The 25,282-nt window shown below is 65.8% G+C and carries 24 protein-coding genes and 1 other RNA gene; 3 read left to right on the top strand and 22 right to left on the bottom strand.

Features of this window, described 5'->3' with window-relative positions; all coding sequences use genetic code 11:
• Positions 1-32 precede the first annotated feature (32 nt).
• From FEI13_RS04780 to FEI13_RS04760, 5 genes are all read right to left on the bottom strand, one after another.
• Complete coding sequence (locus tag FEI13_RS04780) at positions 33-488, bottom strand: CopD family protein (RefSeq protein WP_138179891.1); 456 nt, start codon at positions 486-488, stop codon at positions 33-35.
• 120 nt (positions 489-608) lie between these two features.
• Entirely contained in the window at positions 609-887 is a 279-nt protein-coding gene (locus FEI13_RS04775; RefSeq protein ID WP_158294511.1) for a YqjK family protein, read from the bottom strand.
• Entirely contained in the window at positions 874-1,269 is a 396-nt protein-coding gene (locus FEI13_RS04770) for a phage holin family protein (RefSeq protein ID WP_138179887.1), read from the bottom strand. The genes FEI13_RS04775 and FEI13_RS04770 overlap by 14 nt, the downstream gene beginning before the upstream one ends.
• Positions 1,269-1,601, bottom strand: a complete 333-nt coding sequence (locus FEI13_RS04765; protein ID WP_138179884.1) for an ElaB/YgaM/YqjD family protein — start codon at positions 1,599-1,601, stop codon at positions 1,269-1,271. Before FEI13_RS04765 ends, FEI13_RS04770 begins: the two co-directional genes overlap by 1 nt.
• 129 nt (positions 1,602-1,730) lie before the next feature.
• Positions 1,731-2,774 carry a phospholipase A gene (locus FEI13_RS04760; RefSeq protein WP_338035072.1) on the bottom strand — a complete coding sequence of 348 codons (1,044 nt, stop codon included), beginning with the start codon at positions 2,772-2,774 and terminating at the stop codon, positions 1,731-1,733.
• A 230-nt stretch (positions 2,775-3,004) separates the two neighbouring features.
• On the opposite strand from FEI13_RS04760, the gene mscK reads away from it, so the two are divergent.
• Positions 3,005-6,385: a mechanosensitive channel MscK gene (gene mscK / locus FEI13_RS04755; RefSeq protein ID WP_138179983.1), complete on the top strand. Its 3,381-nt coding sequence runs from the start codon at positions 3,005-3,007 to the stop codon at positions 6,383-6,385.
• 68 nt (positions 6,386-6,453) lie between these two features.
• Here the strand turns inward: mscK and FEI13_RS04750 are convergent, their stop codons facing one another.
• Together FEI13_RS04750 and FEI13_RS04745 are read right to left on the bottom strand one after the other, a co-directional pair.
• Complete coding sequence (locus FEI13_RS04750; protein ID WP_138179882.1) at positions 6,454-7,218, bottom strand: TlyA family RNA methyltransferase; 765 nt, start codon at positions 7,216-7,218, stop codon at positions 6,454-6,456.
• A 179-nt stretch (positions 7,219-7,397) separates the two neighbouring features.
• Positions 7,398-9,440: a hypothetical protein gene (locus tag FEI13_RS04745; protein ID WP_420841565.1), complete on the bottom strand. Its 2,043-nt coding sequence runs from the start codon at positions 9,438-9,440 to the stop codon at positions 7,398-7,400.
• A gap of 184 nt (positions 9,441-9,624) precedes the next feature.
• On the opposite strand from FEI13_RS04745, the gene ffs reads away from it, so the two are divergent.
• An RNA gene (gene ffs / locus FEI13_RS04740) (signal recognition particle sRNA small type) lies at positions 9,625-9,721 on the top strand.
• 201 nt (positions 9,722-9,922) lie between these two features.
• Here ffs and FEI13_RS04735 read toward each other — a convergent pair.
• From FEI13_RS04735 to FEI13_RS04665, 14 genes are all read right to left on the bottom strand, one after another.
• Complete coding sequence (locus FEI13_RS04735; RefSeq protein WP_138179880.1) at positions 9,923-10,207, bottom strand: NAD(P)-binding protein; 285 nt, start codon at positions 10,205-10,207, stop codon at positions 9,923-9,925.
• 30 nt (positions 10,208-10,237) lie between these two features.
• Positions 10,238-10,426, bottom strand: coding sequence for a YHS domain-containing protein (locus FEI13_RS04730; protein ID WP_138179878.1), 189 nt, complete (start codon positions 10,424-10,426; stop codon positions 10,238-10,240).
• Positions 10,427-10,477: 51 nt separating this feature from the next.
• Entirely contained in the window at positions 10,478-10,711 is a 234-nt protein-coding gene (locus FEI13_RS19250) for an SDR family oxidoreductase (protein WP_420841564.1), read from the bottom strand.
• Positions 10,712-10,744: 33 nt separating this feature from the next.
• The gene (locus tag FEI13_RS04720; RefSeq protein ID WP_138179876.1) at positions 10,745-11,776 is read right to left on the bottom strand and encodes a zinc-dependent alcohol dehydrogenase family protein; all 1,032 of its coding nucleotides are present in this window, start codon (positions 11,774-11,776) and stop codon (positions 10,745-10,747) included.
• Positions 11,777-11,886: 110 nt separating this feature from the next.
• On the bottom strand, positions 11,887-13,656 hold the full coding sequence (locus FEI13_RS04715) for a PHA/PHB synthase family protein (protein WP_138179874.1): 1,770 nt from the start codon (positions 13,654-13,656) through the stop codon (positions 11,887-11,889).
• Positions 13,656-14,675 carry a bifunctional enoyl-CoA hydratase/phosphate acetyltransferase gene (locus FEI13_RS04710; RefSeq protein WP_204758347.1) on the bottom strand — a complete coding sequence of 340 codons (1,020 nt, stop codon included), beginning with the start codon at positions 14,673-14,675 and terminating at the stop codon, positions 13,656-13,658. Before FEI13_RS04710 ends, FEI13_RS04715 begins: the two co-directional genes overlap by 1 nt.
• Positions 14,672-15,874, bottom strand: coding sequence for an acetate/propionate family kinase (locus tag FEI13_RS04705; RefSeq protein WP_138179872.1), 1,203 nt, complete (start codon positions 15,872-15,874; stop codon positions 14,672-14,674). Before FEI13_RS04705 ends, FEI13_RS04710 begins: the two co-directional genes overlap by 4 nt.
• A 52-nt stretch (positions 15,875-15,926) precedes the next feature.
• Positions 15,927-16,385, bottom strand: a complete 459-nt coding sequence (locus FEI13_RS04700) for a hypothetical protein (protein WP_045995010.1) — start codon at positions 16,383-16,385, stop codon at positions 15,927-15,929.
• A gap of 65 nt (positions 16,386-16,450) precedes the next feature.
• Positions 16,451-18,244, bottom strand: coding sequence for a DUF3141 domain-containing protein (locus FEI13_RS04695; protein WP_138179870.1), 1,794 nt, complete (start codon positions 18,242-18,244; stop codon positions 16,451-16,453).
• Positions 18,245-18,262: 18 nt separating this feature from the next.
• The gene (locus tag FEI13_RS04690; RefSeq protein ID WP_420841563.1) at positions 18,263-18,478 is read right to left on the bottom strand and encodes a Rieske (2Fe-2S) protein; all 216 of its coding nucleotides are present in this window, start codon (positions 18,476-18,478) and stop codon (positions 18,263-18,265) included.
• Complete coding sequence (locus FEI13_RS04685) at positions 18,475-18,858, bottom strand: Na+/H+ antiporter NhaA (protein WP_138179868.1); 384 nt, start codon at positions 18,856-18,858, stop codon at positions 18,475-18,477. Before FEI13_RS04685 ends, FEI13_RS04690 begins: the two co-directional genes overlap by 4 nt.
• Positions 18,859-19,067: 209 nt before the next feature.
• Entirely contained in the window at positions 19,068-19,322 is a 255-nt protein-coding gene (locus FEI13_RS04675; RefSeq protein ID WP_138179866.1) for a DUF2933 domain-containing protein, read from the bottom strand.
• A gap of 2 nt (positions 19,323-19,324) precedes the next feature.
• The gene (locus tag FEI13_RS04670) at positions 19,325-21,763 is read right to left on the bottom strand and encodes a copper-transporting P-type ATPase (RefSeq protein ID WP_240036421.1); all 2,439 of its coding nucleotides are present in this window, start codon (positions 21,761-21,763) and stop codon (positions 19,325-19,327) included.
• A 91-nt stretch (positions 21,764-21,854) separates the two neighbouring features.
• Positions 21,855-22,109, bottom strand: coding sequence for an SHOCT domain-containing protein (locus FEI13_RS04665; RefSeq protein WP_138179864.1), 255 nt, complete (start codon positions 22,107-22,109; stop codon positions 21,855-21,857).
• 750 nt (positions 22,110-22,859) lie between these two features.
• On the opposite strand from FEI13_RS04665, the gene FEI13_RS04655 reads away from it, so the two are divergent.
• Entirely contained in the window at positions 22,860-23,606 is a 747-nt protein-coding gene (locus FEI13_RS04655; protein ID WP_138179863.1) for a tellurite resistance TerB family protein, read from the top strand.
• A 143-nt stretch (positions 23,607-23,749) separates the two neighbouring features.
• Here the strand turns inward: FEI13_RS04655 and nhaC are convergent, their stop codons facing one another.
• Positions 23,750-25,198: a Na+/H+ antiporter NhaC gene (gene nhaC, locus FEI13_RS04650; protein ID WP_138179861.1), complete on the bottom strand. Its 1,449-nt coding sequence runs from the start codon at positions 25,196-25,198 to the stop codon at positions 23,750-23,752.
• Between the last annotated feature and the right edge of the window lie 84 nt (positions 25,199-25,282).

The following is a 25,282-nucleotide window of genomic DNA, read 5'->3' as shown; positions in this document are numbered from 1 at the left end:
CACATAGCCTCGATATCACATGGGTGCCTGCATTACAGGTAGCGGCCAGCGGAGGCGATGGCGACCGTTACCAGCCCCAGTATCAGGTTAATGCCGATCAGCCGACGGATCTGGGCCAGCTGCTGACCGCCGGTGGGCCAGTCTTCGTCGGCTACGGCCCGACCCAGGCGCACAAACGGCGCAAACCAGATGTGCAGGAAGATCGCCATCATGGCGAGCCCTGTCACCAGCATCAGGTGAACATGCACGCCGGCGCCGGCCATGCCGCCGAAGACCCCGAAGAGCATCCACAGCCCCGTCGCCAGCAGCACCACCACACTGGCCCATACCCAGGGGAAGAAGCGCTGGAACGCGTGGTACCAGAGCGTCAGTCGCTGGGGCGGCGCGAGCAGCTCTCCGGCGACCCGGCGCAGGATCATCCAGGCGAAGAACATGCCGCCGACCCAGATCACGGCGGCGAGAAGGTGCAGGCTGATGGCAAGGGGCATGGTAGGGCTCCTTTGGCGCTGTTTCGGGGCTTGAGGGGCCCTTCGGGGCCATCTAAGGGGGGAAGTGCGTCGGGGGAGGTCGCGCGCCCGGGATTGGCCACCAGCGGGCGACGGTGTGGCTCAGCGCAGCAGGTCGCGAGCCTTCTTGGCGAACAGCGCGCCGGCGGTCAGCCGACGTGCCAGTCGCGCCGCGCCGCCTGGGTGGCGCAACCCGCGATAGGCGAGCAGTCCACCCGCCATGAGCAGCGGGGTCTTGAAGCGTACGAGCAGTTGCCAACCCTGATCGAGCGCCCTTTCGGCCGTGCGCCAGCGATGGGCGGCCACCAGCAGGTCGATGCGCTGCTGTTCGATGGCGTGTTCGAGTTCGGCCCGGCGGGCCAGGCGTTCAGCGCGGTTCACGGCTCGCCTCCACCAAGTCACGATCCGTGGCCAGGTGGCGCAGGGTGCCGGCCAGCAGGGTGCGGCGGCGGGCCAGCTGCATCACCCGCAGGGCCATCAGCAGCCCGCTGCCCAGTAGCACCACCGCGCTTGCGCCGATGGCCACCAGGCGGTGGGTCTCCCAGAAGGCGACGATCACCAGGGCGGTGAGGACGCCGATACCCAGCAGCAGCAGGATCAGGCTGAGGCCGGCCAGCAGCAGGAGGCCGAAGAGGCGTGCGCGCTCTTCTTCCAGTTCGAGCACGGCGAGGCGCAGGCGCGTCTCGCCGGTCGCCAGCAAGCTGCCGAGCAGCCGCTTGCCTGCCCCGAACAGCCGTTGAGCCGGTCCCTGGCTCGTCGCCATCAGCGCCGCCCGATCAGCATGCCGACCACCACGCCCACGGCGGCGCCGATGCCGATGCTGGTCCAGGGGTTGTCGTGGACATAGCGGTCGCAGGCGTCGGCCTGCTGGGTCACGTTATCGCGCGCCTCGCCGTAGAGGCGCTCGCCACGCGCCTCGAGACGCTCCCGGGTGTCCTTCATCCGCTTTTCTGCGCGCTCACGGAGCTCCTTGATATTGCTCCGGGAGTCATCGGCCGTAGCGTCGACCAACTCCTCGATGGTCTGGGTAAGGTGGTGCAGATCTTCCTTGAGCTGCTGTGTGGATTCGCTGGTGCGGGAGTGTTGGCTGGCCATCGGGTCTTCCTTTGACGATGAATGACAGGGTCAGCATAGCAGTCGACGGAGCGACTTCAATCCATCCGGGTGCGCGCTTTGCTCTCTCTTCGAACGCTCCTCGGGCTTTCACTCGGGGTTGAGGCCGGCTCAGCGCTCGAGGCTGCCGGTGGAGAACAGTGGGTTGAGACTGAAGCCCAGGCTCAGGCGGTTGGTGCGCTGATCGTAGTCGATCAGGCTCTCGCCATAGCCGTAATAGTACTGCAGATGGCCGCGAATGCTGCCGAACAGCGGCCAGGAGTAGTCCAGTTGAGTACCCAGGTTGCCCTCGCTGGGGTTGCCGCGCAGCATCAGACTCAGTTCGTTGTCATCGTTGACGCGCCGGGCCACGGTGATGTCACCATAGCCGAGATACTTGTGGATGTCGGGATTGTCGTCCTCGCCCTCGGATTCCGGAATGCGCCAGTGGGGCGCCAGAACCAGGGTCCAGTCATCGTGGATGAAGCTGGACTGGAAAATGAGCCGGTTCCAGCTGCGTGATAGCGTCTCGGAGCGGCCGTTGGACTGGTGGTTGAACGCCAGGCGATTATGGATGTTAGTCCAGCCCAGCAGCGAGGTGCTGTTGTCGAAGTCGATGAACACCTCGGGCTCGTAGTTGGTCTCGCGAAACGGCGAGGAGGCATCCGCATTGTAGGCCTGCCACCAGCTGCGCTGGGTATAACCGAAATGCAGGTCGCCACCGACGTCGCCGAAGAGATCCTCGACCAGGTTGAACTTGACGCTGAACTGGAACTTCATCTCCGCTCGGTCGGCGGCGTTATCATCGCTGACGTCGCGAAAGACGCCATCGTTCGGGGTGGCGTTGTAGCTCAGCGGGAACCAGTAGTTGCGCTTGTGGGTGGTGATGGCATAGGGGTTGTTCGCCGAGGCCCGCTCGAACTGGCGGCGTTCGTCCACGGTCTCCTCGAGCTCCTTCTCGCTGTCGTCGTCGGCGAGAACGGCGGTGGCGGATGGCGTGTTCTCGGCCGTCTGCAGCCGTTGGCGCAGCGCGTCCATCTCATCCTCGAGTTCGGCGATACGGGCCTCGATGGCCTGTCGCTCGACCTCGCTCAGCGGTTCGGCGGCGAGGGTCGTGCCGTTGAGGCTCGCCATCAGCAGCGACGCCGCGCACAGGGAAAATCGGGCAGACATCATGGTCAGGCACCTTGTGGAAGATCACGCCGTTTCTATCACGCCAGCCCGGCAAGTCAACTGTGCTGCCGAGGCGACAGGCGGTCATTGCCTTGTTGTCCCGCGGGGCCGAGAATCACGCGATGCATCATCATAACCGAGGCTGCCCCTTGAACGCCTATCATCATGTTGGCCATCGGCGCGCAGCCGTGTGCTATGGCCTGCTGCTCTTGCTGTGCTTGCTGGTGGGGCCGATGGCGGCGCCCTCGGTGCTGGCTCAGGAGGTCGCCCCGCTGGCGAGTGCCGACCGGCCGCTTCCCTCTCGCGAGGAGGTCGAGGCACGCCTCGAGGAGCGCCAGCCGGCCGAAGGCGAGACGCCCGCCGAGGGCGTCCAGCGGGACATCGAGGCACTGCGAGCGGCCCTCGATGGTCTGGAGCGGCTGGCGGCGGTCCGGGAGCAGCTGGACGACCTCGAGGCCCGGGTCCAGAAGGCCCCCAGGGAACTGCAGCGCATTCAGCGGGAGCTGCGCGACATGGAGCAGGAGGGCCAGCAGACGTCCCGTTCGGGCCTGGAGGACCTGTCCGTCGAGGCGCTGGAGAAACGCCGCCAGAACACCCAGGAGGCCCTGTCGGACTTTCAGGACAACCTGGCCGAGGTGACGTCGCGGCTGCTCAATGCCCAGACCCTGCCGGAACGGGCCCAGCAGGCGATCGGCGAGGCGATGCAGACCGTCGAGGAGCGGCGTCGCCAGCTGGAGGAGCTGGCCGATGCTCAGGTGGCCGAGGACGATCCCAGGCGCTGGCAACTGCGCATCGAACGGGAACTGGCCGAGCAGACTCTCAAGCTGCGCCAGCGCCAGCTGGAGACCAATAGTCGACTGCGTGAACTGGATCAGGAGCACAAGGACCTGCTCGAGCGCCAGGTGGCCAGCGAGGAAGCTCGACTGACCATGTTGCAGGGCATCATCGATCGTCGCCGTCGCGAGGAGTCGGAGCAGGCCATCGCCGAGGCGGTCGGTGACGAGGGCCAGAGCGTCATCGGGCATCCCGTGGTGCGTCATGCGCGGGAGATCAACCGCACCATGAGCCTCGAACTGCTGCGTGCCACCGACCGGGCCAATCGCCTGGTGCGGGAAGGCCTCGAGGTGCGGCGTCAGTTTGACCGGGTACGCCAGCTCCAGCGCAACCTCAACGAACAGATCGATGCCATCCGGGGTAGCATGCTGCTGTCCCGGATCTTGCGCGAGCAACGCCTGACGCTGCCCCGGGTGGAAGTGCGGCGGGGCCTGCAGGACGAGATTGCCGATCTGCACCTCAAGCAGTTCGAACTCGGCCGCCAGCGTGACCAGCTGCGCGAGGGCGAGAAGCTGGCGCGCCAGCGGATCGAGGAGGCGGACGCCGAGTCATCGCCGGCGTTGGTCGATTCGCTGCTGCGCCTCTACCAGGCCCGTCGCGAGCTGGTCGACCAGCTGGAGAAGGCCTATGGCGAGATGCTCAGCGCGGCCATCGACCTGCAGCTCACCCAGCAGCAGCTGCTGGCCACCAGTCAGGAGCTGCGTGCCACCATCGACGAGCAGCTGTTCTGGATCGCCAATACCCGTCCCCTGGGGCTGAGCTGGCTGAGCAGCCTGCCGCAGAACCTGGCAACGGAGTGGCGCGAGGGGGAGTGGCGCGCCGTGCTGCCGGTAAACTGGCGCCTGCCTGATGCCCGGGCCCTGCTCGGCGTGCCGATCCTGCTGGTGGCGCTGGGGGGGCTCCTCCTCCGGCGGCGCATCCGGGAGCGGCTGGCGCACCTACACCAGGAAGTCGGTCGCCTCAGCCGTGACTCCCAGGGGCATACCCCCGAGGCGGTGGCGCTCAATGCCCTGCTGGCGCTGCCCGGACCGCTGTGCCTGCTGGCGGGGGGGGGCGCCCTGGTGCTGGGAACGGAGGGCGTGGGACGGGGGATCGGCCTGGCGCTGCTGCAGCTGGCGCTGGCCTGGGCCGTGCTCACCTGGGCACGTAACCTGCTATGGTCGGGCGGGGTCGCCACGCGGCATTTCTACTGGCCCTCCGGCTATGCGGCGGCCCTGCGCCGCTGGCTGCTGTGGCTGGGCGTGGCGCTGGTGCCGGTCCTGCTGATCGCGCCCCTGGCCCGCGACGCGTCCATCGAGCTCAACCAGCGACCGGTCGGGCTGACGCTGCTGCTGTTGGGCCTTCTAGCCATGAGTGTCGTGCTGGCCAAGCTGATACTCGCCCATGTGCCCTTCTTCGGAGTCAAGATGTTCCGGCTGCTGGTGGGCCTGGTCATCGCCCTGGTCCCGCTGGCGATGGCGGGGCTGATCGTCTACGGCTTCGAGTACACGGCCCTGAGCCTGGTGGGACGCTTCGTCATCTCGCTCTACCTGCTGGGCCTGTGGGTCCTGGTGGAGGCCACGGTGATTCGCGGCCTGGCCGTGGCCGCCCGGCGACTGGCCTATCGCCGCGCCCTGGCGCGGCGACAGGCCCAGGCCCAGGCCCAGGCCCAGGAGGTGACAGAGGGGCTGGAGGTCATCGAGGAGCCGCCGCTGGACATGGAACAGGTCAACCAGCAGTCGCTGCGCCTCTCCAAGCTGATCCTGATAATCGTCTTCATCCTGGTGCTCTACCTGGTGTGGTCAGACCTGCTCTCGGTGTTTGGTTACCTCGAGCAGGTCACCTTGGTGTCGCCCGGCGAGGGGGAGTCCGCTGAGACGCTCGGCGGCATGGTCTCGGTGGCCGACATCATCACCGCCCTGCTGGTGGTCGTGCTCACCTTGATGATGGCGCGCAACCTGCCGGGCCTGCTCGAGGTGATGGTGCTCTCGCGGCTGGCGCTCAAGCAGGGCAGCGCCTACGCCATCAGCTCGCTGCTCGCCTATACCATCGTCGGTGGCGGTGTGGTCACGGCGCTGGGCACCCTGGGGGTCTCCTGGAGCAAGCTGCAGTGGCTGGTGGCGGCGCTGAGCGTGGGGCTCGGGTTCGGCCTGCAGGAGATCTTCGCCAACTTCGTCTCGGGGCTGATCATCCTCTTCGAGCGGCCGGTGCGCATCGGCGACACCATCACCCTGGGCAACCTCACCGGGACGGTGAGCAAGATCCGCATCCGCGCCACCACGGTGACCGACTTCGACCGCAAGGAGATCATCATCCCCAACAAGACCTTCATCACCGATCAGCTGATCAACTGGTCGCTCTCCGACACGATCACCCGGGTGGTGCTCACCTACGGGGTCGCCTACGGCTCGGATCATCGACTGGTGCACCGCCTGCTGCGTCAGGCGGCCGACGACAATGCCCGGGTGCTGGCCGATCCCGAGCCCCAGGTGTTCTTCATGAGCTACGGGGATAGCACCCTGGACTTCGAGCTGCGCATCTTCGTCAATAGCCTCGGCGACCGGCTGTTCGCCACTGACGAGATCAACTGCCGGGTGGGCGAGCTGTTTGCCGAGCATGGCATCGATATCGCCTTCAACCAGCTCGATGTCTGGCTCCACCGGGCCGGCGGTCAGGCCAGCAGGGTCCAGAGCGTCTCGCCGCGGCGGCTGGACGAGCCCCATCGCCCGGCACCGGGCGCGAAAGGCGACCCGGGCGATCTCGATGCCGGGGGCGATGGAGACGGGGGCGCCGGGCGCTGAAGGGAGCGCGGTATGGAAGGCAGGACCCTGGCCAGATCGGCACCTGTCCAAAGGGAAGCGGCGGGGCGTCAGCGCCGCACGGCGTGGAGCAGGAACTCCCGGTTGCCATCGCCGCCGAGTAGCGGGCTTTGCCGCCAGTGCAGGATCTCGAAGCCGAGCGCGGCGCAGACCTGGCGGATGCGTACCTCCACCTCGGCGAAGCGGCGTTGATCCACCACCAGGCCTCGCGCGTTGACGCCCCCTGGGCCCACCTCGAACTGCGGCTTGACTAGGCTCAGAAGCTCGCTCTCCGGTGGCAGCAGTACGGCGAGCTCGGGCAGGATCAGCGTCTGCGAAATGAAGGAGACGTCCATCACCGCCAGCTCCGGACCCTCGATCTCGAGCGCCGCGAAGGCCGCCTCGAGGCGCGGGTCGCTCGCCATGGCACGCGCATTGAGTCCCTCCAGGCAGGTCACCCTGGGGTCGTGGCGCAGGCGGGCATCGAGCTGGTCGTGACCGACCTCCACGCCGATCACGTGTCGGGCACCGCAGTGCAGGGCGCAGTCGGTGAAGCCCCCGGTAGACTGGCCCACGTCGAGCACCGAGCGCCCCGAGAGCGACAGCTCGAGCGCCTCGATCAGCGCCTCGAGCTTGAGTCCGGCCCGGGAGGCATAGCGCTCCTCGGGATCGTCTTCCACCGTCAGGCCGGTCGCCTCCGGCAGCTTCTCGCCGGGCTTGGTCAGCGGGGTGCCGCCCATCGCTAGACGCACGCGGCCATGGCGGATCAGCCGCTGGGCGCGGGTGCGAGAACGGGCCAGGCCCTGGGTGACGAGCAACTGATCGAGACGTGGCATGGCGGCTCCGGCGGGGCGTTTACGGAGGCGCCATTATGGCATATCGCGTCACTCGCTCGAGGCTCGAGATGCCGGCAGTGGGGCGTTCTCATGCACGATGCCCCCGCACCCAGGGGGCAGGAGGGCATCGAGTCGGGCGGCTATCGCGGTCGGCGTGGTCGTCGACCGGGCGGTCTGGCCTAGGGCCCCTCGTCGGCCTGCAGGCCGACGGCCGGAATCCGGTCGCTGCCCCAGCTGCGGTGGATATAGCCCGTCACCCGGTCCAGTTCTTCCTGGCTGATCTTGGCCAGCTCGCCGCGCTCCAGGGGGTCGTAGTGGTAGATGTAGAGGCGTGAGGCGAACTGCTCGAAGGGCAGCGAGGACTCGCCGAAGCGCTCGCCCTGGTCTGCCGTGCTCACCTTGATGCCGTCGCCCCAGTCCTGGCCGCTGTCGTTGTTGGGGTTGAAGAAGTACACCCGCATGACGTCGCTGGGGTCGAGGTTGACCCGCAGGATGGTGATGGCGTGCCAGCCGATGAAGCGGGCGGCGCTGTCGGTGACGGCGATGCCCGCCGGCTGGGGGTGAATCAGCGGCTGATGGCCGTTGTAGTAAGGGTGGTAGCTGGCATAGAAGTGGCGCAGGAAGTCGTCCAGCTCATGGAGCTTGCCGGTCGCCACGTCGACATTGATGCGGAAGCCGCGCCCGGACCACCAGCCATGGAACTCCGGGTTGACCCAGCGGTGCGGGTCGCCTTCGCGGCCGATGCAGCGCCGGATCATTTCCGCATAGATACGATCCAGGTGCGGGACCACGATCAGCGATACCGGATCGAGGTCCATGGGCAATGCCTGGGCGACGCCGGAGAGGCTCGCCATGGAGGAGAGCGGCATGCCCTCGAAATGGATGATGATGTCGTCGTCACGGGCCGCCCAGGTCACCATCTGCAGCAGGTAGTCCGGGTCGTTGTAGGCCCACATGGAGAGGGCGCGCGCCGATTGGCAGGTGGGGTTGTTGCCCTGGCCCACGCCCAGCGGCAGGCCGAGCATGCACAGCACGCCCTCCAGCAGCCGGGCGCGGGGCGACACGGTCTCGCCGAAGGCCAGGTTGAGGCGTGCCTGGGACCACTCCGACAGGGAGAGTCCCAGCTGGCGCCACATCGCCGGGGCCACTGGCGGCTGGTAGAGGATGCCGCGCTCCAGCATCAGCGCCAGGCCATAGGCGGCCTGCGGGGTGGTGGGATAGATGCCCCCGCGGATCAGCGCATGGACCAGCTCGCGATAGCAGAGCAGGCAGTCACGGCCGGTGGAAGAGAGCCCCAGCGCTTCCGCCAGCAGGTGGTCGCTGTGGTCCAGGAGGTGACGCAGCAGCACCGGATGGTAGGCGGAGACCAGGCCGGTGTCGTGCATGGCGCGGGCGAAACCGGTGGCCTCGCCCTGAAGCGCGGGGGTGTCCATGCTCGACAGCCGCTCGCGGTAGATCTCCAGGCCCGGGTCTTCGCGGCAGGCCCGAGTCGGGCCGAACAGCGAGCTGACCAGGCGGTCGGCCCCCTGGCCGCTGGCGCCCAGGTCGATGTCGGGGTTGGCCTGGCAGATGGCGATCTGGGTGATCATCTGCTTGACCGGCTCGACCTGAATGGGACGCTGTTCGATGATCCGCCAGATCTCCTCGATCAGCCGGTCGATGATATGTTCGTAGCCGATGCGCTCGGCCAGGTGGCCGAACAGCTGTCGCGGCACCAGCGCCAGCTGCCCCTGGGACTCGCGTTCCGCTTCGCTGGGAGTGCCGAAGAGCAGCCAGAGATTGATGGCCATCACCTGGGTCAGATAATGGTGCGCCTGTTCCATCGAGATATGCGGGTGCAGGTAGTCACCCTTGGCCACGGCCAGCAGCCGGAGCTCGCTGAGCGCCTCGATCGCGACGGTGTTGGGGTCGGCGCTCTTCAGCGCATGCGGGGTGAGGGAGGGCACGAGGTACTGGGGCGTCTCCCAGTCGGACCCGAGGAAGACCCCGGCCTCCTCGAAGGCGCGGGCGCGTTGCTCGATGGCGTCGCAGCCGCCCTCCTGCAGCATCAATTGCCGGGCGATATCGAGAAGATCGGGCAGCACGCCCGGCTTGGAGAGGTCGCTTGCGTCGCTGAGCAGGCTGACGGTGTCATCGAACGTCTTGAGCAGGCCGGCGAGCTCGCCGCTGACTCTGGTCACACCACGGCTGGTGCTGTCTGTCGTGTCACGTGGGGTCGTCACACGGACTCCTTGTCGTCAGGCTGTCATGGTCTCTATGACGCCTGCATTGGACATAGAAATCAAGCGTCCGATTCCCGTATCGGCCCTTGTTGCCGGGGAGTCACATTGGTATAGTGCCAGCCGGTCGACAAGGGCGTGTCCCGCGTCGGTCGAGGCGTCTTCGAGACGCATGTCGTGGTGGCCTCGTTGGTCCTCCCGCAACGCTAAGTCGCAAACCCCGCCAGGCCCGGAAGGGAGCAACGGTAGTGATGGACGCGTGTGCCGGGATGTGGCTTTCGGGGCCGCCTCTCTTTGTGGCCGTGGTTTGCAATCAAAATTGACAAAAAATGCAAAAGAGTTGACAAATTTTGCAATGAAAAATGTCGAGCCCTGCATTCGTTAGTAATTTTCCTACCTGAGTACCGTTCTACACGGTGCTAGATAGCTAGATGCCCTTGCCCTGCCGCTATTTCGTTGCGCGCTGCTCCTTTGCGTGCTGGCGTCTACTGCTGTCCTTCCAGTACGACTGTGACTCGAATATTGGCTTCGGCTATGCAAGTGTCGTTTACAACATAAGGCTGCAAAGATTGGGTATCCGGATTAAGTGGTGTATCCGGGACCCTTACAGGGAAGCGGGCACCAACGCGACGGCGACGCTCGTGCACGATCACGCGCTGCCCCCCACGCGCCAGGACGATGGCGCAGGCCAACCCGGCGGGGCCCGCGCCGATTACGGTCACGGTATCGCCCCGCGCGGGGCCGGCGCAGACGGCTGAGTGCTGGGTCATGGATGAAGGGCCTCTATGTTCACCCACGTCTCAGCCATCCAACTGATGCGCACGAACGTACCGTTCGGGATCCGTTTCGAACTGTTCGCGGCAAGCCCCTGAGCAGAAGTAATAGCGCTGCCCCCGGTATTCACTCCCCACGGCGGCAGTCTGGAAGCTGATCGCCATGCCGCAAACTGGATCCACGAAACACTTTTGCGCCACGCGTTCGCGTTTCATTGTTGATCGCTCCTTGTCATTATTCAGAACGGCGCATCCTTGCTGCCTCGTCTACAATCGCAGCCCGCCATCCAACTCCAGGATTCGGCCATTGAAGTAGTCGTTTTCGAAGATGAACTGCGCCGCGTGCGCGACTTCCTCGGGATCCCCCAGCCGTCCCGCCGGGATCTGAGCCCGTAACTTGTCGAGGACCTTGTCGGGCATTGCCTCGGCCATGGCCGTGCGGCAGAACCCGGGGCGATAGCCGCGACGCGGATGTTGTAACGGGCGAGCTCCTGGGCCCAAGTGACGGTCATCGCATCCATCCCCCCGGATTGGTTACTCGGCCGTCAATAGCATCTTGATGGCTTGCTCCTTCGCCGCCTGACCGAAGATATCGTAGGCCTTCTCGATGTCGTCGAGCTTGAAGCGGTGGGTCACCAAGCCCGCGGGCTCGACGCCACCGGCCTCGACGATGCGCATTAGCACCGGAGTCGTGTCGGTGTTCACCAGGCCGGTACGCACCGTGACATTCTTGATCCAGAGATCCTGCAGGCGGAACTCGACGCTCTTGCCGTGCACGCCGATGTTGGCGATATGCCCCCCCGGGCGCACGATGCGCTGGCAGATATCGAAGGTCTCGGGAATGCCCACTGCTTCCATGGCGACGTCCACGCCTTCGCCACCGGTCAGCTCGTCGATAGCTTCGAGCGGATCTCGGGCGATGGTGTCGGTGGCGCCGAGCTGCTTGGCCATGGCCAGGCGGTTCTCGTCGGGGTCGATCATGATGATCCGTGCGGGAGAATAGAAGCGCGAGGTCATCAGGGCCGCCAGGCCGATGGGCCCCGCGCCGACAATGGCAACCGTGTCGCCGAGCCCTACCTCGCCGTTCAGGGCGCCGATCTCATGGCCGGTAGGCAGAATGTCACTGAGCATCACCGCCGCGGCGCGGTCCATGTCCTTCGGCAATCGGTGCAGGCTGTTGTCCGCGTGCGGTATACGCACGTACTCGGCCTGGGTGCCATCGATCAGGTGACCGAGGATCCAGCCTCCGTCGCGGCAGTGGGCATAGAGACCGCGCTTGCAATAGTCGCAGCGACCGCAGGAGGTGATGCAGGAAATCAGCACCTCGTCGCCGATCTGGATGTTGCTCACGCCGTCGCCGACTTCCTCGACGACGCCGACGCCCTCGTGGCCGAGGATACGACCATCTTCCACGGCCGGCACGTCGCCCTTGAGGATATGCAAGTCGGTGCCGCAGATAGTGGTATGGGTGATGCGCACCACCGCGTCTGTGGGCTTGGTGATGCTCGGGCGCGGCTTTTCCTCCCAGCGTCGCTGGCCCGGTCCGTGATAGACGAGTGCTTTCATGATGTTACCTCATTGAGTGGCACAGCTCGGCAGCTCATGGAGAGCTACGCATTCGGGTCAATCCGCGGTTACAGTTGCACCGCTTCCTCTAGCAGGCCCGCAGGACGGGCTCATTGCTCCAGTACATAACGCCCTGGCGCCTCGTCCAGCGCTGGATAGCCTCTGGTCACCCCCGGCTCCCGAGCGGGCACGCGCTGGGTACTGTGACCTTCCAGCCAGCCCTGCCAGCAGGGCCACCAGGAGCCGTCATGATGCGCGGCAGTGGCCTGCCAGCCATCCGGATCCATGAAGGGGTCCTCAGGCTGGATGGTCGAGATCTGGTGGAAGCGGCGGGAGTCGCCGGGCGGGTTGACGATGCCCGCGTTGTGCCCGCCGCTGGAGAGCACGAAGGTGACGTTTGCCGGCGTCAGCCACTGGACCTTGTAGACGGAGCGCCAGGGGGCGACATGATCCTTGAGCGTGCTGACGGCGAACACGGGTATCTCGATATCGGTCAGCGACACGGGCCGTCCGTCCACCCGGTAGCGCCCGCCGGCGAGATCGTTGTCGAGGAACAGCCAACGGAGGTACTCGCTGTGCATGCGCGCCGGCATGCGGGTGCCGTCGGCGTTCCAGGCCATCAGGTCGAACATGGGCGGACGCTCGCCGGCGAGATAACTGCGCACCATCCTCGACCAGATCAGGTCCTGGGAACGCAGAAGCTGGAAGGCGCCGGCCATCTGGCGGGTGTCCAGATAGCCCCTGACGGCCATGAGGTCCTCGAGGAAGCGCACCTGGTCCTCGTCGATAAACAGCATCAGCTCGCCGGCCTCGCTGAAGTCGGTCTGCGCGGCGAGCAGCGTCAGGCTGGCCAGGCGATTGTCACCGTCCCGGCCCATGGCGGCCGCGGCGATCGACAATAGGGTGCCGCCCAGGCAATAGCCGACCCCATGAACACGCTGCTGTGGGCAGATGGCCGTGACCGCGTCGAGGGCCGCCATGACGCCCAGCCGGCGGTAGTCGGCCATGCCCAGGTCCCGCTCCTCGCTGCCCGGGTTCTTCCAGGACACGACGAACACCGTATGGCCCTGTGCCACCAGGTAGCGGACCAGGGAGTTCTCGGGGGAGAGGTCGAGGATGTAGTACTTCATGATCCAGGCCGGCACGATCAGCACCGGCTCGGCATGGACCTCCTGGGTGGCGGGCGCGTACTGGATCAGCTCGATGAGCCGGTTGCGGTAGACCACCTTGCCCGGCGTCACCGCGACGTTCTGGCCGACGCGATACGCCTCGACCCCCACCGGCCCTTCGCCGGCCTGGCGGCGTCGCCAATCCTCCAGCAGATTGCTGGCGCCGCGGGCCAGGTTGGCGCCACCCTCGCGTCGCGTCTGCTCCAGCAATTCGGGGTTGGTGGCGAGGAAGTTTGACGGCGCCCAGATGTCGAGCAACTGCCGCGCACCGAAATTCACCATCGCCTCATGATGGCGCGAGACGCCGGGGACCCCGGTGGTAGCCGCATGCCACCACTGCTGCTGCAGCAGGAAACCCTGGTAGAGCACGTTGAAGGGCCAGCGCTGCCAGGCCTCGCCGCGAAAGCGCTTGTCCTGGGGCAGCGGCTCGATGCAGCGTTCGCAGTCAGCGTCCCGGCAAGCCTGCTCGCAATAGCTGCCGAAACGTTGCCACTTGCGCAGTGCCTTGCCGAGAAGCTCGGCCTGCTTGTCCGGCGACAGGAGCAGGTGTTGCGACCAGTCCCACCAGGCCTGCTGGACGGCGGTCGGCGACAGCCCTCCCGTGAACAGACTCATCATGGCGTGCAGGCGCGGGTCGGTCGTTGTCGCCGGTGGGCTCGCTGGCGGCGCATCGATGGTGGCTCGGGTGGTGGTTCGGGTCGTGGTGTCCATCAGTGCACCTCCCTGGGGCAGCAGGCCGACTCGGGTTGCGGAGAACAGTATAAGGTGGATTCGACTTCGCCAGAGGAGGGCTGGGGCAGGTGGATGCCCGCTCGGTACATCAATGCCGCCACGGCTAGTCCGGCCAGGCGCGCCTCGGGCGGGTCGGCCCGGGAGCTCAGCACTACCGGTACCGTCAGCCCCATGACCACGCCGGCCGCCGTGGCGCCGGCATGGTACTCGAGGGTCTTGGCCAACACGTTGCCGGACACCAGATCAGGCATGAGCAGGATGTCGGCCTTCCCCGCCACTGCGGAATCGATGCCCTTTTCGCGGGCCGCACGTTCCGAGATGGCGTTGTCAAACGCCAGCGGACCGTCGACCTCGGCGCCGGCAATCTGCCCGCGGCGGGCCATCAGGGTCAGGCACGCGGCATCCAGGGTGGAGACGATGGCCGGATTGACCATTTCTACGGCGGAAATGACCGCGGCGCGTGGCCGCTCGAGCCCGATCATGTGCATCAGCTCGATGGCGTTGTGCAAGATCTGCGCCTTGGCGTCGAGATCCGGCGCGATGTTCACGGCCGCATCGGTCACGGCCAGCAGGCGTGGGTAGTCGGGCACGTCCACCAAAAAGACGTGGCTCACTCGCCGGCCGGGCTGTCGCAGGCCATTACCCAGCAGGGCATGCATGAAAGTATCGGTGTGGAGGTGCCCTTTCATCAGCGCCTCCGCGCGTCCGGCCTGCACGAGCTCCACCCCGATGCGGGCGGCCTCCACATCCGAATCGGCCTCGATCATCGCTTGCGGATCGAGGCCCCACCCGATCGCCGCGGCGGCCTCGACGATCTCGGCGGGGCGGCCGATGAGCACCGGCTCGGCGATGCCCAGCCTCGCCGCCTCGCGAAGCGTCTCCAGGACCGCGGCCTGGGCCGCGTTGACCACGGCGACGCGGATCGGGTTACCGCCACCGGCCTGCCGGATCAGGTCATCGAGCATCGCAAGGGCCACTGGCGTTGCCGTCTGGGTCATGTCACCTCCTGGGTGTTGGTTAATGTGCGCTGCACGTGCCGGGCGATCATCCGTTCTTCATCGGTGGCTACGGCCTCCACCCGGACCGGGCCCTCGGCGGCGGAAATCACCGGCCCGGGCGTGCGGTTGCGTCCTTCCTCCAGGGTGATGCCGAGATACCCCATTCCTGCGCAGATCTGTGCCCGGATCGCCGGTGAGTTCGCCCCGATGCCGCCGGTGAAGATCAGCCGGTCCAGCCCGCCGAGCGCGGCGCTCAGGCCACCGAGGAAGTGGCGGGCACGATGGCAGAAGAAGTCGACGGCCTGCGCGGCCTCCGGCGTGTCCTCGCGGTGCGCCAGGAGTTCCCGCATGTCGGCACTCACCCCGGAAAGCCCCAGCAGCCCCGAGCGTCGATAGAGCAGGGCTTCCAGCGCCGCGACGTCGAGTCCGTCGTGACTCGCCAAGTAGAGCAGGGTACCGGGGTCCAGATCCCCGCTGCGGGTGCCCATGGGCATGCCGCCCAAGGCACTGAAGCCCATCGTCGTCTCGATGCTGCACCCGTCCCGGATTGCCGCCAGAGAGGCGCCGTTGCCCAGGTGCGCCACGATCAGGCGCTCACGTAACGCCTCCGGGCCATGGCGCCGCCTCAGGTCGTCGACGATGAACTCGTAGGAGAGCCCGTGAAAGCCGTAGCGGCGCACGCCCCGGGCCTCGTGTTCCCGTGGCAGCCCGGTGTGCCGGGCAACCGCGGGCAGGCCGTGGTGGAACGCCGTGTCGAAGCAGGCGAGCTGGGGCACGTCGGGAAATTGCCTGCGTATGGCGTTGATGCCGGCCAGGTTGTGTGGCAGGTGCAGCGGAGCCAGTGGCACCAGAGCGTGAAGTCGGTCCAGCAGGGAGGCATCGATCCGTTGAGGGCAGTCGCAATCGGGGCCACCATGGACCACCCGGTGACCGATGCCGACCAGGTCCAGTCGGCTTGCCTGCTGTTGAAGAAGGGTGTCGACCTTCTCGATGGCGGTGGCATGATCGGCCAGTCGCGCGGGGTGGTCGTCAACCGTTCCCTGTGCACTCGACATCCGGAGCCGGCCTTGTGATGTGCCGATCCCACTGGCCGATCCCCATACCAACCGTTCGAGCCCTTCCGTCAGAATGAACACGGCGAACTTCAGGCTGGATGACCCGCAGTTGACCACCAGAATGGCCGATCGGCGACTTGGCATTGTCGAGTCCTCCTTCTCCGGGGGCGAAAGATGGTCCCTGTTCAGCGCCCGGCTACAGGTCTCGGGCGCGGTTGATCTGCTGGGACAGACGCATCGCCTCGTGTTCCTCCAGCTTCAAGAGCTCGCGAACGAGATCCCGAGCCTCGGGGATGTCGGCGCGTCCTTCCAGGTAGCGGTATAGCGCGATGACCTGATCGTGCAGCGAGAAGACTTCCCGGCTGATGTCTTCGAAGCCCATCTCGGCATAGGGCAAATTGCACGCCTGATGGGGTTTGATGGGCGCATGCGACAGATAGTCGTAGACCCAGGTGTGCAGGGCCTTGGGGTCGGCCTGCTTCTCGAAGCTGGCCACGGTGTGCTCCAGGACCGCCTCGTGATCGGCGAGATACTCCAGCAGCGATTTGGCCCGTGCCTCCTCCTGCTGGGTGGCACAGTGCCTGAAGCACTCGGCCAACTGGGCATGCAGCTGGCGAGTCCAGTCGATCAGGTCATGAAAGGTCTCGATCTTCATTTATTGCTCTCCATTCGTGGGTTGCTCTATAGGTATTGGCTGTAAACCGGTCGGCTTCGACTGGGTCACTCGTTCTCGCTCCACCATCCCCCGCCGTAGAGGCTGCGAAACCCCATCTCGTACAGGCTGTCGCGCATGGTGCCGGCAAGCTCCAGCGTCGAGGCGATAGAGTCGCTCAACAGCGTCTCCCATTGCCGATAGGGGGTGTCACTATCGATCGGCGCCGGTGCGGTCTCTACCATCTCGGCCAGCCACTTCACCCCGGTCATCCAGGGGGAGAAGCGTTCCGAGAGCATCAGCCGGCTGGTGCGGGCCGGATGCAGCTGACGCAGCGCCTCGGCTGACCAGGGGGTGGTGTAAAACCGCACCCAGGGCCCGACGAAGGTCTCGTAGAGGGCCACGTTGTGCTCGGAGAGGGCGCGCACCCGATCGAACGCCGGTGCCTGAGAGGGGAAATCCAGGTCCTCCACGCGGCGTTCCTCGAAGCGCACCTGGAACTGGGGCTTGTGGCAGTCGGGGTCGCCGGTGGGGTTGTCGATGCGCATCTCATAGAGGCCGGGCGCCAGGTCGTTCAGCTCGCCGACGCTCTCGAGGATGGCCCGGTGCTCCAGGCGCGCGACCTTGGAGGAGACGAAGATGCCCAGGTGCCCCACATGGGGATTGAGTAGGTAGACGATGCGCTGGTCGGCGGCCTTGAGAGCCTCCGTGCTCGGGTAGACCGCGGGGATCCAGTTGAGCGCCTGGTGGGGCGGGGTGATGTTGTCACCGCCGGAGGCGAAGATCACCAGGGGGTTGCGGATCCGTTTGAGATCGATGGTGCACCCCGGACAGACCTGCATCTCACCGCGCTCTAGCCGATTGCCGACGAAGAGGTTCTCGACGATGGCGGTGATCTCTTCCTTGCCCAGTGCGTAGAAGCCCGTCCACCAGCGCTCGAAGTCGAGGAAGCGTTCGCGCTGTCCGTCGATGTCGGCGAACAGCTGATAGTCCTTCTGCCACAGGGTGTTGGCCGGTTTGAGCGATTCGAAGTTCGCGGCCAGGTGGGCGCCATCGAAGCGGCCATCGCCCAGGTCCGCCAACAGGTGCGTCAGCCAGGCGCCGCCCAGTAGTCCACCGGCCAGCCGCATGGGATTGACGCCGGATTCACCCGACCAGTAGGAGAGCGGCGAGCCGTTGAGCACCGTCGGCCCCACCAGGCCCTCGCAGTCAGCGGCGAGCAGCGCGATGGCCCAGCCCGCCTGGCAATTGCCGTAGAGCACCGGCGGCTGGCCGGGGTGCCGCTCGGCCACTGTTTCGACGAAGCGGCGCAGGACGTGCAACACGTCCTCCAGCGTCTGCCCGGGGACGGGCTCGGGGAAGAAGATCACGAAGTACACCGGGTGCCCCTCGTGGAGCGCCATGCCCACCTCGGAGTCGCGCTTGAAGCCGCCGATGCCCGGGCCGTGGCCGGCACGCGGGTCGACGATCATCACCGGCGGCTTGCTGGCATCGAGGCAGTCCTCCAGGCAGTCATCCCCCACGCGTGTGACCCGCAGCAGGGCATAGTTGGCGGGGCGCTCCAGCCGGCGACCATCGAGGATCGTCTCGTAGTCGAAGTCGAGCAGCGGAGGCTTGCCGGCTCGCTCGTGTTCGAGCATGTTGTCCGCGCGCTCACGCAGCGTGTCCAGGTACCGCACGCCGCGGCGCCACAGGTCGAGCTGATAGGTGAGCAGCTCCGCTGCTGGGGGGCTCAGGGCGGTGGCTGGTTGGGGGCTGGATGGACTCCCTTGATCCGTGGACTCTTGCGGAGCGGTAGCTTGGCGCTTGCTCGGGGCGTGGCGAGCCGAGGGAACCTTGGTGGTTGCTGTCTTGGTGGTCATGGAGCATTACCTCTGTGATCAGGATGTCGATGGTTCGGGGTCGACGCCGGTCTCGATCCGGATATCGGACAGGAAGCGGTACGGCGGGACCTCCAGATTGATCGGGGCCGGCACCGCCTTGAACATGCGTCCGGCGAAGTCGAATCGGGAGCCGTGGCAGGGGCAGAAGTAGCCGTCCGGCCAGACGTCGGCGACCACCACGGTCGCGCCGACGAGAAAACGTCTGCGTTTCATGACTGTCTCCGGGACTCGGATCGCGGTGTTGCCGAGTGGGGCAGTGTTACCGCCAGCACCGCACCGCCGACCAGCGCCGCGACGACCGAGGTGGCCAACACGCCCTGGCGGGCCGAGCCCAGCAGGCCACCGAGCATCTCGCGCTTGAGTTCGACGCCCATCAGCAGGAAGAAGAACACCATTAGTCCGTCGTTGATCCACAGGATCAACGGCTTGTCGATGCTCAGGGTACCGACCTGCACCGACACGGGGGTATGGTGCACCAGTTGGTAGAAGTCGCTCAGTGGCGAGTTGGCAAGCATCAGCGCCACGACCATGGCGCCGACGGTCACCAGCCCTGCCGTGCGTTCCTCGGCCCCCTGCTGTGCCAATGTGGTCATCGCGGTCACCGCCTCCCGGAGATGGCCCTTACAGGCGCCAGCCACTCGGACCCGCCACCCTCAGGCGTGGAATGAAGCGTGGCGTGCGGGCCGCATACGCCTGCCAGGCCGCGCCGAAGTAGAGGGTCGCGGGAAGCCGTACATCTCAGTGAACAGCGCCACTAGCAAGGTGCTGAAGGCCCCGAGCGAGCGCCAGTCCCGGCGACTCGCTACTCATCGCGTCCTCCCTTGTGGTCGTCATGCCCGTCATGACCTCCGTGTCCACCATGGCCTCCATGTCCGCCGTGCATGAACACATGCATCAGCGGACAGGCGAGCAGGATCAACCAGGGCAGGGCGCCGAGCAGGTGCACCTTGTGCTCCTCCCAGAGCAGGAAGCCCATCACCGCCAGGGCGATCGCCACCATCAGCCAGAAGCTTCCCCTGCTCGGCCGTCTATCCAGCCAGTGGTTGTGGTCGGTCATGATCAGATCCTCACCCGACGCAGGCGCAGCGAATTCATCACCACCGACAGCGAGGACGCGCTCATCGCGAAGGCGGCGAACATCGGCCCGATCAGGATGCCGAGGAACGGATAGAGGATGCCGGCGGCGATCGGTACCCCGGCTCCGTTGTAGACCAGTGCGAAGAACAGGTTCTGCTTGATGTTGCGCATGGTGGCCAGCGACAGCTTGCGGGCACGGACGATGCCGTCGAGGTTGCCCTTGACCAGCGTGAAGCCGGCGCTTTCGATCGCCACGTCGGCGCCGGTGCCCATGGCGATGCCCACATCGGCCTGGGCCAGGGCAGGGGCGTCGTTCACTCCGTCGCCCGCCATTGCTACCTTGCGGCCTTGTTCTTGCAATTCGCGGATGATGCGGGCCTTGTCCTCCGGCATGACATCGGCGCGGATCTCGTCGATGCCCAGTCGCCCGGCCACCGCCTTGGCCGTCCGCTCGTTGTCGCCGGTGGCCATGATGATGCGGAAGCCCAGCCGGTGCAGCGCCTTCAGTGCATCGGGGGTGGTCTCCTTCACCGGGTCGGCCACGCTGACCAGGCCGGCGATGGCGCCGTCGAGCACGACGAACATCACCGTTTCGCCTTCATCGCGGCGGGCGTTCGCGGTCTCGGAGATCCGGCCGCCATCGAGGCCCAGTTCGGCCATCAGCTTGGCGTTGCCGAGGGCCACCGACTTGCTGTCCACGACCCCCTTGACGCCCATGCCGGTCACGGCCTCGAAATCGGTGGCATCGGCGAGGGATACGCCGCGCTCCTCGGCGCCGGCGACGATGGCCTCGGCCAGTGGGTGCTCGGAGCCTTTCTCGAGGCTGGCCGCCAGGCGCAACACCTCGGCCTCGTCATGCCCTTCCTCGGGCAGCACCGCCACCAGCTTCGGCTTGCCTTCGGTCAGGGTGCCTGTCTTGTCGACCATCAGCGTATCGACCTTGGCGAAGCGTTCCAGCGCCTCGGCATTCTTGATCAGTACGCCGGCCTGCGCGCCGCGCCCGGTGGCCGTCATGATCGACATCGGCGTGGCCAGGCCCAGCGCACAGGGGCAGGCGATGATCAGCACCGCCACCGCCGAGACCAGCGCATAGGACAGCGCCGGCGCCGGACCCCAGATCGCCCAGCTAATGAAGGAGAGAATGGCGACGCCGATGACCGCGGGGACGAACGTGCCCGCCACCTTATCGGCGAATTTCTGGATCGGTGCGCGGCTGCGCTGGGCGGCGGCCACCATCTCGACGATCTGGCTGAGCATGGTATCGGCGCCGACGCGGGTGGCTTCCATGACCAGACTGCCCGTGCCGTTAATCGTGGCCCCAGTGACCCTGTCGTCCTTGACTTTTTCCACAGGCACCGGCTCGCCCGAGATCATCGACTCGTCGATCGAGGAGCGACCCTCGACGACCATGCCGTCCACCGGCACCTTGTCGCCGGGACGCACCCGCAGACGGTCGCCCACCTGCACGTCTTCCAGCGCCACCTCCTCTTCGCTGCCGTCGGGCCGGATGATCCGCGCGGTCTTGGCCGCCATGTCCATCAGCGCGCGGATCGCCTTGCCGGTGCCTTCGCGGGCCTTGAGCTCCATCACCTGGCCCAGCAGGACCAGGGTCACGATCACCGCTGCGGCCTCGAAATAGACGCCGACGGTGCCGTCTTCCCGGCGGAAACCCTCGGGGAAGATGCCCGGCACCAGCACTGCGACGATCGAGAAGAGATAGGCCGCGCCGACCCCCATGCCGATTAGGCTGAACATGTTGAGGTTCATGGTGCGGAAGGAATTAACGCCGCGCACGAAGAACGGCCAGCCCGACCAGAGGATTACCGGCGTGCTGAGCACCAGCTCGATCCACATCGCATTGCGTTCACCGAAGAAGTCGCGAAGGGCCCCGAAGCCCAGGTAGGGGCTCATCGTCAGAATCAGGACCGGAAGCGTGAGCACGGCCGCGACCCAGAAGCGTCGGCTGAAATCGACCAGTTCGGGATTCGGCCCTTCATCGCCGAGCGCCGCTGACTCAAGCTCCAGCCCCATGCCGCACAGCGGGCATGAGCCGGGCTTGGTCTGGCGCACCTCGGGGTGCATGGGGCAGGTGTAGACGGCGCCGGCATGCCCGGCCGGCACCTTGTCGTATTTGCCGCCGTGTACCGACGCGGAGGCCCCATGGCCGGCGTGATGACCATGTCCGTAACACTCGCCATGGCCCTGGTCGTCATGCGCCTGAGCGTCGTCGCTTCCCACAGGCACGAGATGCATGCCGCACGTCGGGCAATCACCTGGCTGATCGGAGACGACCTCCGGGTGCATCGGGCAGGTGTACTGGGAAGACCCTTGATCGCTGGCGTTCATGGCGCCGGCATCGGTGCCTTCCTGCAGTTTACCGTGATGCGAGTGCTCACGCCGCTTGATGTGCTGCTGGGTCATGAAGTCGTCTCCGTTACCTTCGTTGGCTTGGGGGTATCTCAGGGTCTTCCTTCCCGCGAGCGAGGAACGCCGTGGCGCCTATGGAGCGTCGTCAATGCCGCAGATCGCGCCTGCGTTGCTCGTACTCCTCGCGGTCGATTTCTCCCCGGGCGTAGCGTTCTTGCAGAAGGTCCAGGGCCGTTGACCGCCGTTGTGACATGGTCTCGCCCCGGCCTCGGGTCAGGCCACGCACCAAGGGGACGGCCAAGGCAATGACGGCGCCCCAGAACAACACCATCATGAGCCCGCCGAAGAGCATATGTCCCCAGCCGTAACTCCCCATATGCGCCATCATGTCGTCCCACATGGTCGGATCTCCTTTCAAGTTGAATCATCCTGATATAAAGCTAAAACCTATGGGCAACCCAAGGGTCAAGATAATATGAGGTGAAAGCATGCGGCTCTTGATTGCGGTCAACTTTCGATATTTTCAGTGGCATGGAATCAACGCCGTCCGCGTGTGTTGATGTGTGAATCCTGGATGTCAGTGAACCCCCGGTTCATCGCGCGTATTGCTTGAGGTACCCGCTAGCTTCCGCCCCTGCCCCCAGCGAGGAATAAACATCGGTACCCGCCGCTGATAGGCTCGATAGCCGTCACCGAACCGAGTCAGCATCTGCCGTTCCTCGCGGTGGGCTAGCCCGGATATTTCACCAACGCCGCGAAGATGGCCTGCTGAATGTAGTGGTCAAGTATTTTTGGCCACTACACTCAGCAAGACCTTGATCAGGCCAAAGGGAATGGGTTTATCCACGTTCACTCATCAAGACCTTGATCAGGTGGCCATGCGGCTAAACGAGCGCCCCAGAAAAACACTGGGCTACAAGACCGCTGCTGAGGTCTTATCAACCACTGTTACATTGACCGGTGGAGCACAAGACATTTATTTTTGCAATACCGTAAGCGTTCGGGCATCACCGCCGGATCATATGCCGGCGGTGATGTCCGGTCGCTTACCGATGTCTTGCATGATGTCCCGGCAAAAGAGCCGGCCGGCCGCGAAACCTATCGCGACTCTGCCTATCGAAACCCTTGCGGTTTTCACAAGGAGCGCGACATGAACGCCAAGAGCATTCTCGAGCAGGTCATGAAACAGGCCAGCAGCAGTCAGAAGGGCGCCGGTGGCCTGGACGTCCAGAGCATGGTGAACCGGGTCTCCTCGGTACTTGGCAGCGGCGGTGGGGCACCGGATGCTGGCAGCGGATCACAGGGCGCCGTTGGTAAAGCGCAAGGGAGTGGCGTCGACATGAAGAGCCTGCTCGGGGGTGGGGCCCTGGGGCTGCTGGTCGGCTCCAAGCGCGGCCGCAAGATGGGCGGCAAGGCGCTGAAATATGGGGCCATCGCCGGCGTCGGCGCGCTGGCCTGGAAGGCCTGGCAGAACGCCCGAGGCGACTCGGCAGGCAGCGAGGCCAAGGAGGGGCGCCCCATGGAGCGCCTCGAAGGTGTCTCCCAGGAACAGCGCAGCCTGGAACTGCTGCAGGCCGTGATCATGGCGGCGCGCGCCGATGGCCACATCGACGACCGCGAGCGCGCCCTGTTGACCGAACAGATCGATGCCATGGGCGCCGACGCCGAGCTTCACGACTGGGTGGAGCAACAGCTATCGGCGCCGCTGGACGCCGAGGCCCTGGCCCGTCAGGCGGACTCGCCCCAGGCGGCGCGGGAGATGTACCTGATCAGCGTGGCGGTGATCGACGAACAGAACCCCATGGAGCGCGCCTGGCTCGATCAGCTGGGCGGCGCCTTGGGACTGGACGACGGCATGAGGCAGGAACTCGAGCGTCAGGCGCTGTCGGCGAGCTAGGCGCCGTCGCGACGTTTTCCGCCGGGAGCGAGTCGAGTAACCGGAGCAGTCGCCATAGGAAGTCGAAGGGGGCGCCGTGTCGAACACGGCGCCCCCTTGGCGTGGCGCGCAGGTGGCTCTGGTTGCACTCAGCCGGGCTGCGCTCAGCCGGCTTGAACCTGTGGCTCGCGATAGGTGTTGACCTCGTTGCGCTCCCCCTCACGCCAGATGAAGAGGTTGAACATGGCATAGAGGACGGCGATCACCGGGGTGATGATGGCCAGGAAGGTCCAGCCCATGTAGTCCCAGGCCGACACGTCCAGCACGCCCATGTAGTAGGCGCCGCCCAGGCCCCAGGGCACCAATGGCGAGGTCACGGTGGCGGAATCCTCGCAGGTGCGCGAGCACACCGACGGCAGGATCTTGAGCTTGCGATAGGCCGGCACCAGCATGCGTCCGGGAATGATGATGGCGATGTACTGGCTCGCGGAGAACAGATTGGTGGCCAGCGAGGCGACGACGTGGGTCACGATCAGCCCCCGCGAGTGGCTCACCAGCCGGCCCATCTTCTCGAGCAGCACCTCGAGCATGTGGGTCTTTTCCAGCAGGCCACCGAGGCTGAGGCCGATGAAGCCCAGCGAGATCGTCCACATCATCTCCTGCAGGCCGCCGCGGCTGAGCAGGCTGTCCACCGACTCGATCCCGGTCTCCGAGACATAGCCATAGTTCATGAAGTTCATCATGTCGCCGATCGCCACGCCCTGGATGGCAACCGCCATGGCGGCCCCGACCAGGCTGCCGATCACCATGACGGCCAGGGCGCTGACGCGACGATAGGCCAGCATGAGCACGACCAGGGGCGGCAGGAAGGCGAGCAGGCCGACCGAGTAGTTCTCCTGTATGCCGGCCAGCAGCCGGTCGGTGCGGGAGGTGTCGACGCTGCTGCCGTCGAAGCCCATGCCGATGACGAAGAACAGCACCGCCGAAATGATCAGGGCGGGACCGGTGGTGTAGAGCATCGAGCGGATGTGGTCGAAGAGATCCGCCTCGGCGACTCCCGCGGCCAGGTTGGTGGAGTCGGAGACCGGCGAGATCTTGTCGCCGAAGATGGCGCCCGAGATCACGGCACCCGCGGTCATGGCGGGGGGGACGTCGAGGCCCGTGCCGATGCCCATGAAGGCGACGCCGAAGGTCGCGGCGGTGGTCCAGGAGCTGCCCGTGACCAGCGAGGCGATGGCACACACGATCACCGCGGTGAACAGGAAGTAGGTCGGATTGATCAGCTGTAGGCCGTAGTAGACCAGCGAGGGAATGGTGCCCGAGGCGATCCAGCTGGCGACCAGCACTCCGACCATCATCAGGATCAGCATCGGCAGCATGGCGATCTCGCAGCCGTAGAGGATGCCCTTCTGGATGTCGTGCCAGCTGAAACCCGACAGCATGGCGATGATGGCAGTGACCATGATGGCGAAGATCAGCGAGATATGGGTGACCCAGTCTTCACCGAGGAGGAAGATCTGGGCGAACATCATGAAGCATAGAAAGCCGATGCAACTCGCGGCCCCCAGGAACGAGGGACGTATGGATGAATCCTGGGTGGTTGAATGGTGCAAGGTATTGCTCCTCCGAGGGGGATTGTTGTTGGCCGATACCGTGACCGACGTGAGCGGATCGCTGACGATTCGCGGCTGGGTCGG

Origin of the sequence: Halomonas urmiana (assembly GCF_005780185.1) — a bacterium.
GTDB classification, from domain to species: Bacteria; Pseudomonadota; Gammaproteobacteria; order Pseudomonadales; family Halomonadaceae; genus Halomonas; species Halomonas urmiana.
This window is presented reverse-complemented; position numbering and strand designations above follow the sequence as displayed.

What these genes read in the sequence shown, in the direction of transcription:
- FEI13_RS04765 (WP_138179884.1), bottom strand. Translation starts at nt 1,601, where the DNA reads ATGGCCAGCCAACACTCCCGCACCAGCGAATCCACACAGCAGCTCAAG.
- FEI13_RS04720 (WP_138179876.1), bottom strand. Translation starts at nt 11,776, where the DNA reads ATGAAAGCACTCGTCTATCACGGACCGGGCCAGCGACGCTGGGAGGAA.
- FEI13_RS04655 (WP_138179863.1), top strand. Translation starts at nt 22,860, where the DNA reads ATGAACGCCAAGAGCATTCTCGAGCAGGTCATGAAACAGGCCAGCAGC.
- FEI13_RS04665 (WP_138179864.1), bottom strand. Translation starts at nt 22,109, where the DNA reads ATGTGGGACGACATGATGGCGCATATGGGGAGTTACGGCTGGGGACAT.
- FEI13_RS04780 (WP_138179891.1), bottom strand. Translation starts at nt 488, where the DNA reads ATGCCCCTTGCCATCAGCCTGCACCTTCTCGCCGCCGTGATCTGGGTC.
- FEI13_RS04770 (WP_138179887.1), bottom strand. Translation starts at nt 1,269, where the DNA reads ATGGCGACGAGCCAGGGACCGGCTCAACGGCTGTTCGGGGCAGGCAAG.
- FEI13_RS04715 (WP_138179874.1), bottom strand. Translation starts at nt 13,656, where the DNA reads ATGGACACCACGACCCGAACCACCACCCGAGCCACCATCGATGCGCCG.
- FEI13_RS04760 (WP_338035072.1), bottom strand. Translation starts at nt 2,774, where the DNA reads ATGATGTCTGCCCGATTTTCCCTGTGCGCGGCGTCGCTGCTGATGGCG.
- FEI13_RS04705 (WP_138179872.1), bottom strand. Translation starts at nt 15,874, where the DNA reads ATGCCAAGTCGCCGATCGGCCATTCTGGTGGTCAACTGCGGGTCATCC.
- FEI13_RS04690 (WP_420841563.1), bottom strand. Translation starts at nt 18,478, where the DNA reads ATGAAACGCAGACGTTTTCTCGTCGGCGCGACCGTGGTGGTCGCCGAC.
- FEI13_RS04685 (WP_138179868.1), bottom strand. Translation starts at nt 18,858, where the DNA reads ATGACCACATTGGCACAGCAGGGGGCCGAGGAACGCACGGCAGGGCTG.
- FEI13_RS04730 (WP_138179878.1), bottom strand. Translation starts at nt 10,426, where the DNA reads ATGAAACGCGAACGCGTGGCGCAAAAGTGTTTCGTGGATCCAGTTTGC.
- mscK (WP_138179983.1), top strand. Translation starts at nt 3,005, where the DNA reads ATGGCGGCGCCCTCGGTGCTGGCTCAGGAGGTCGCCCCGCTGGCGAGT.
- FEI13_RS04700 (WP_045995010.1), bottom strand. Translation starts at nt 16,385, where the DNA reads ATGAAGATCGAGACCTTTCATGACCTGATCGACTGGACTCGCCAGCTG.
- FEI13_RS04695 (WP_138179870.1), bottom strand. Translation starts at nt 18,244, where the DNA reads ATGACCACCAAGACAGCAACCACCAAGGTTCCCTCGGCTCGCCACGCC.
- FEI13_RS04735 (WP_138179880.1), bottom strand. Translation starts at nt 10,207, where the DNA reads ATGACCCAGCACTCAGCCGTCTGCGCCGGCCCCGCGCGGGGCGATACC.
- FEI13_RS04675 (WP_138179866.1), bottom strand. Translation starts at nt 19,322, where the DNA reads ATGACCGACCACAACCACTGGCTGGATAGACGGCCGAGCAGGGGAAGC.
- FEI13_RS04670 (WP_240036421.1), bottom strand. Translation starts at nt 21,763, where the DNA reads ATGACCCAGCAGCACATCAAGCGGCGTGAGCACTCGCATCACGGTAAA.
- FEI13_RS04750 (WP_138179882.1), bottom strand. Translation starts at nt 7,218, where the DNA reads ATGCCACGTCTCGATCAGTTGCTCGTCACCCAGGGCCTGGCCCGTTCT.
- FEI13_RS04710 (WP_204758347.1), bottom strand. Translation starts at nt 14,675, where the DNA reads ATGACCCAGACGGCAACGCCAGTGGCCCTTGCGATGCTCGATGACCTG.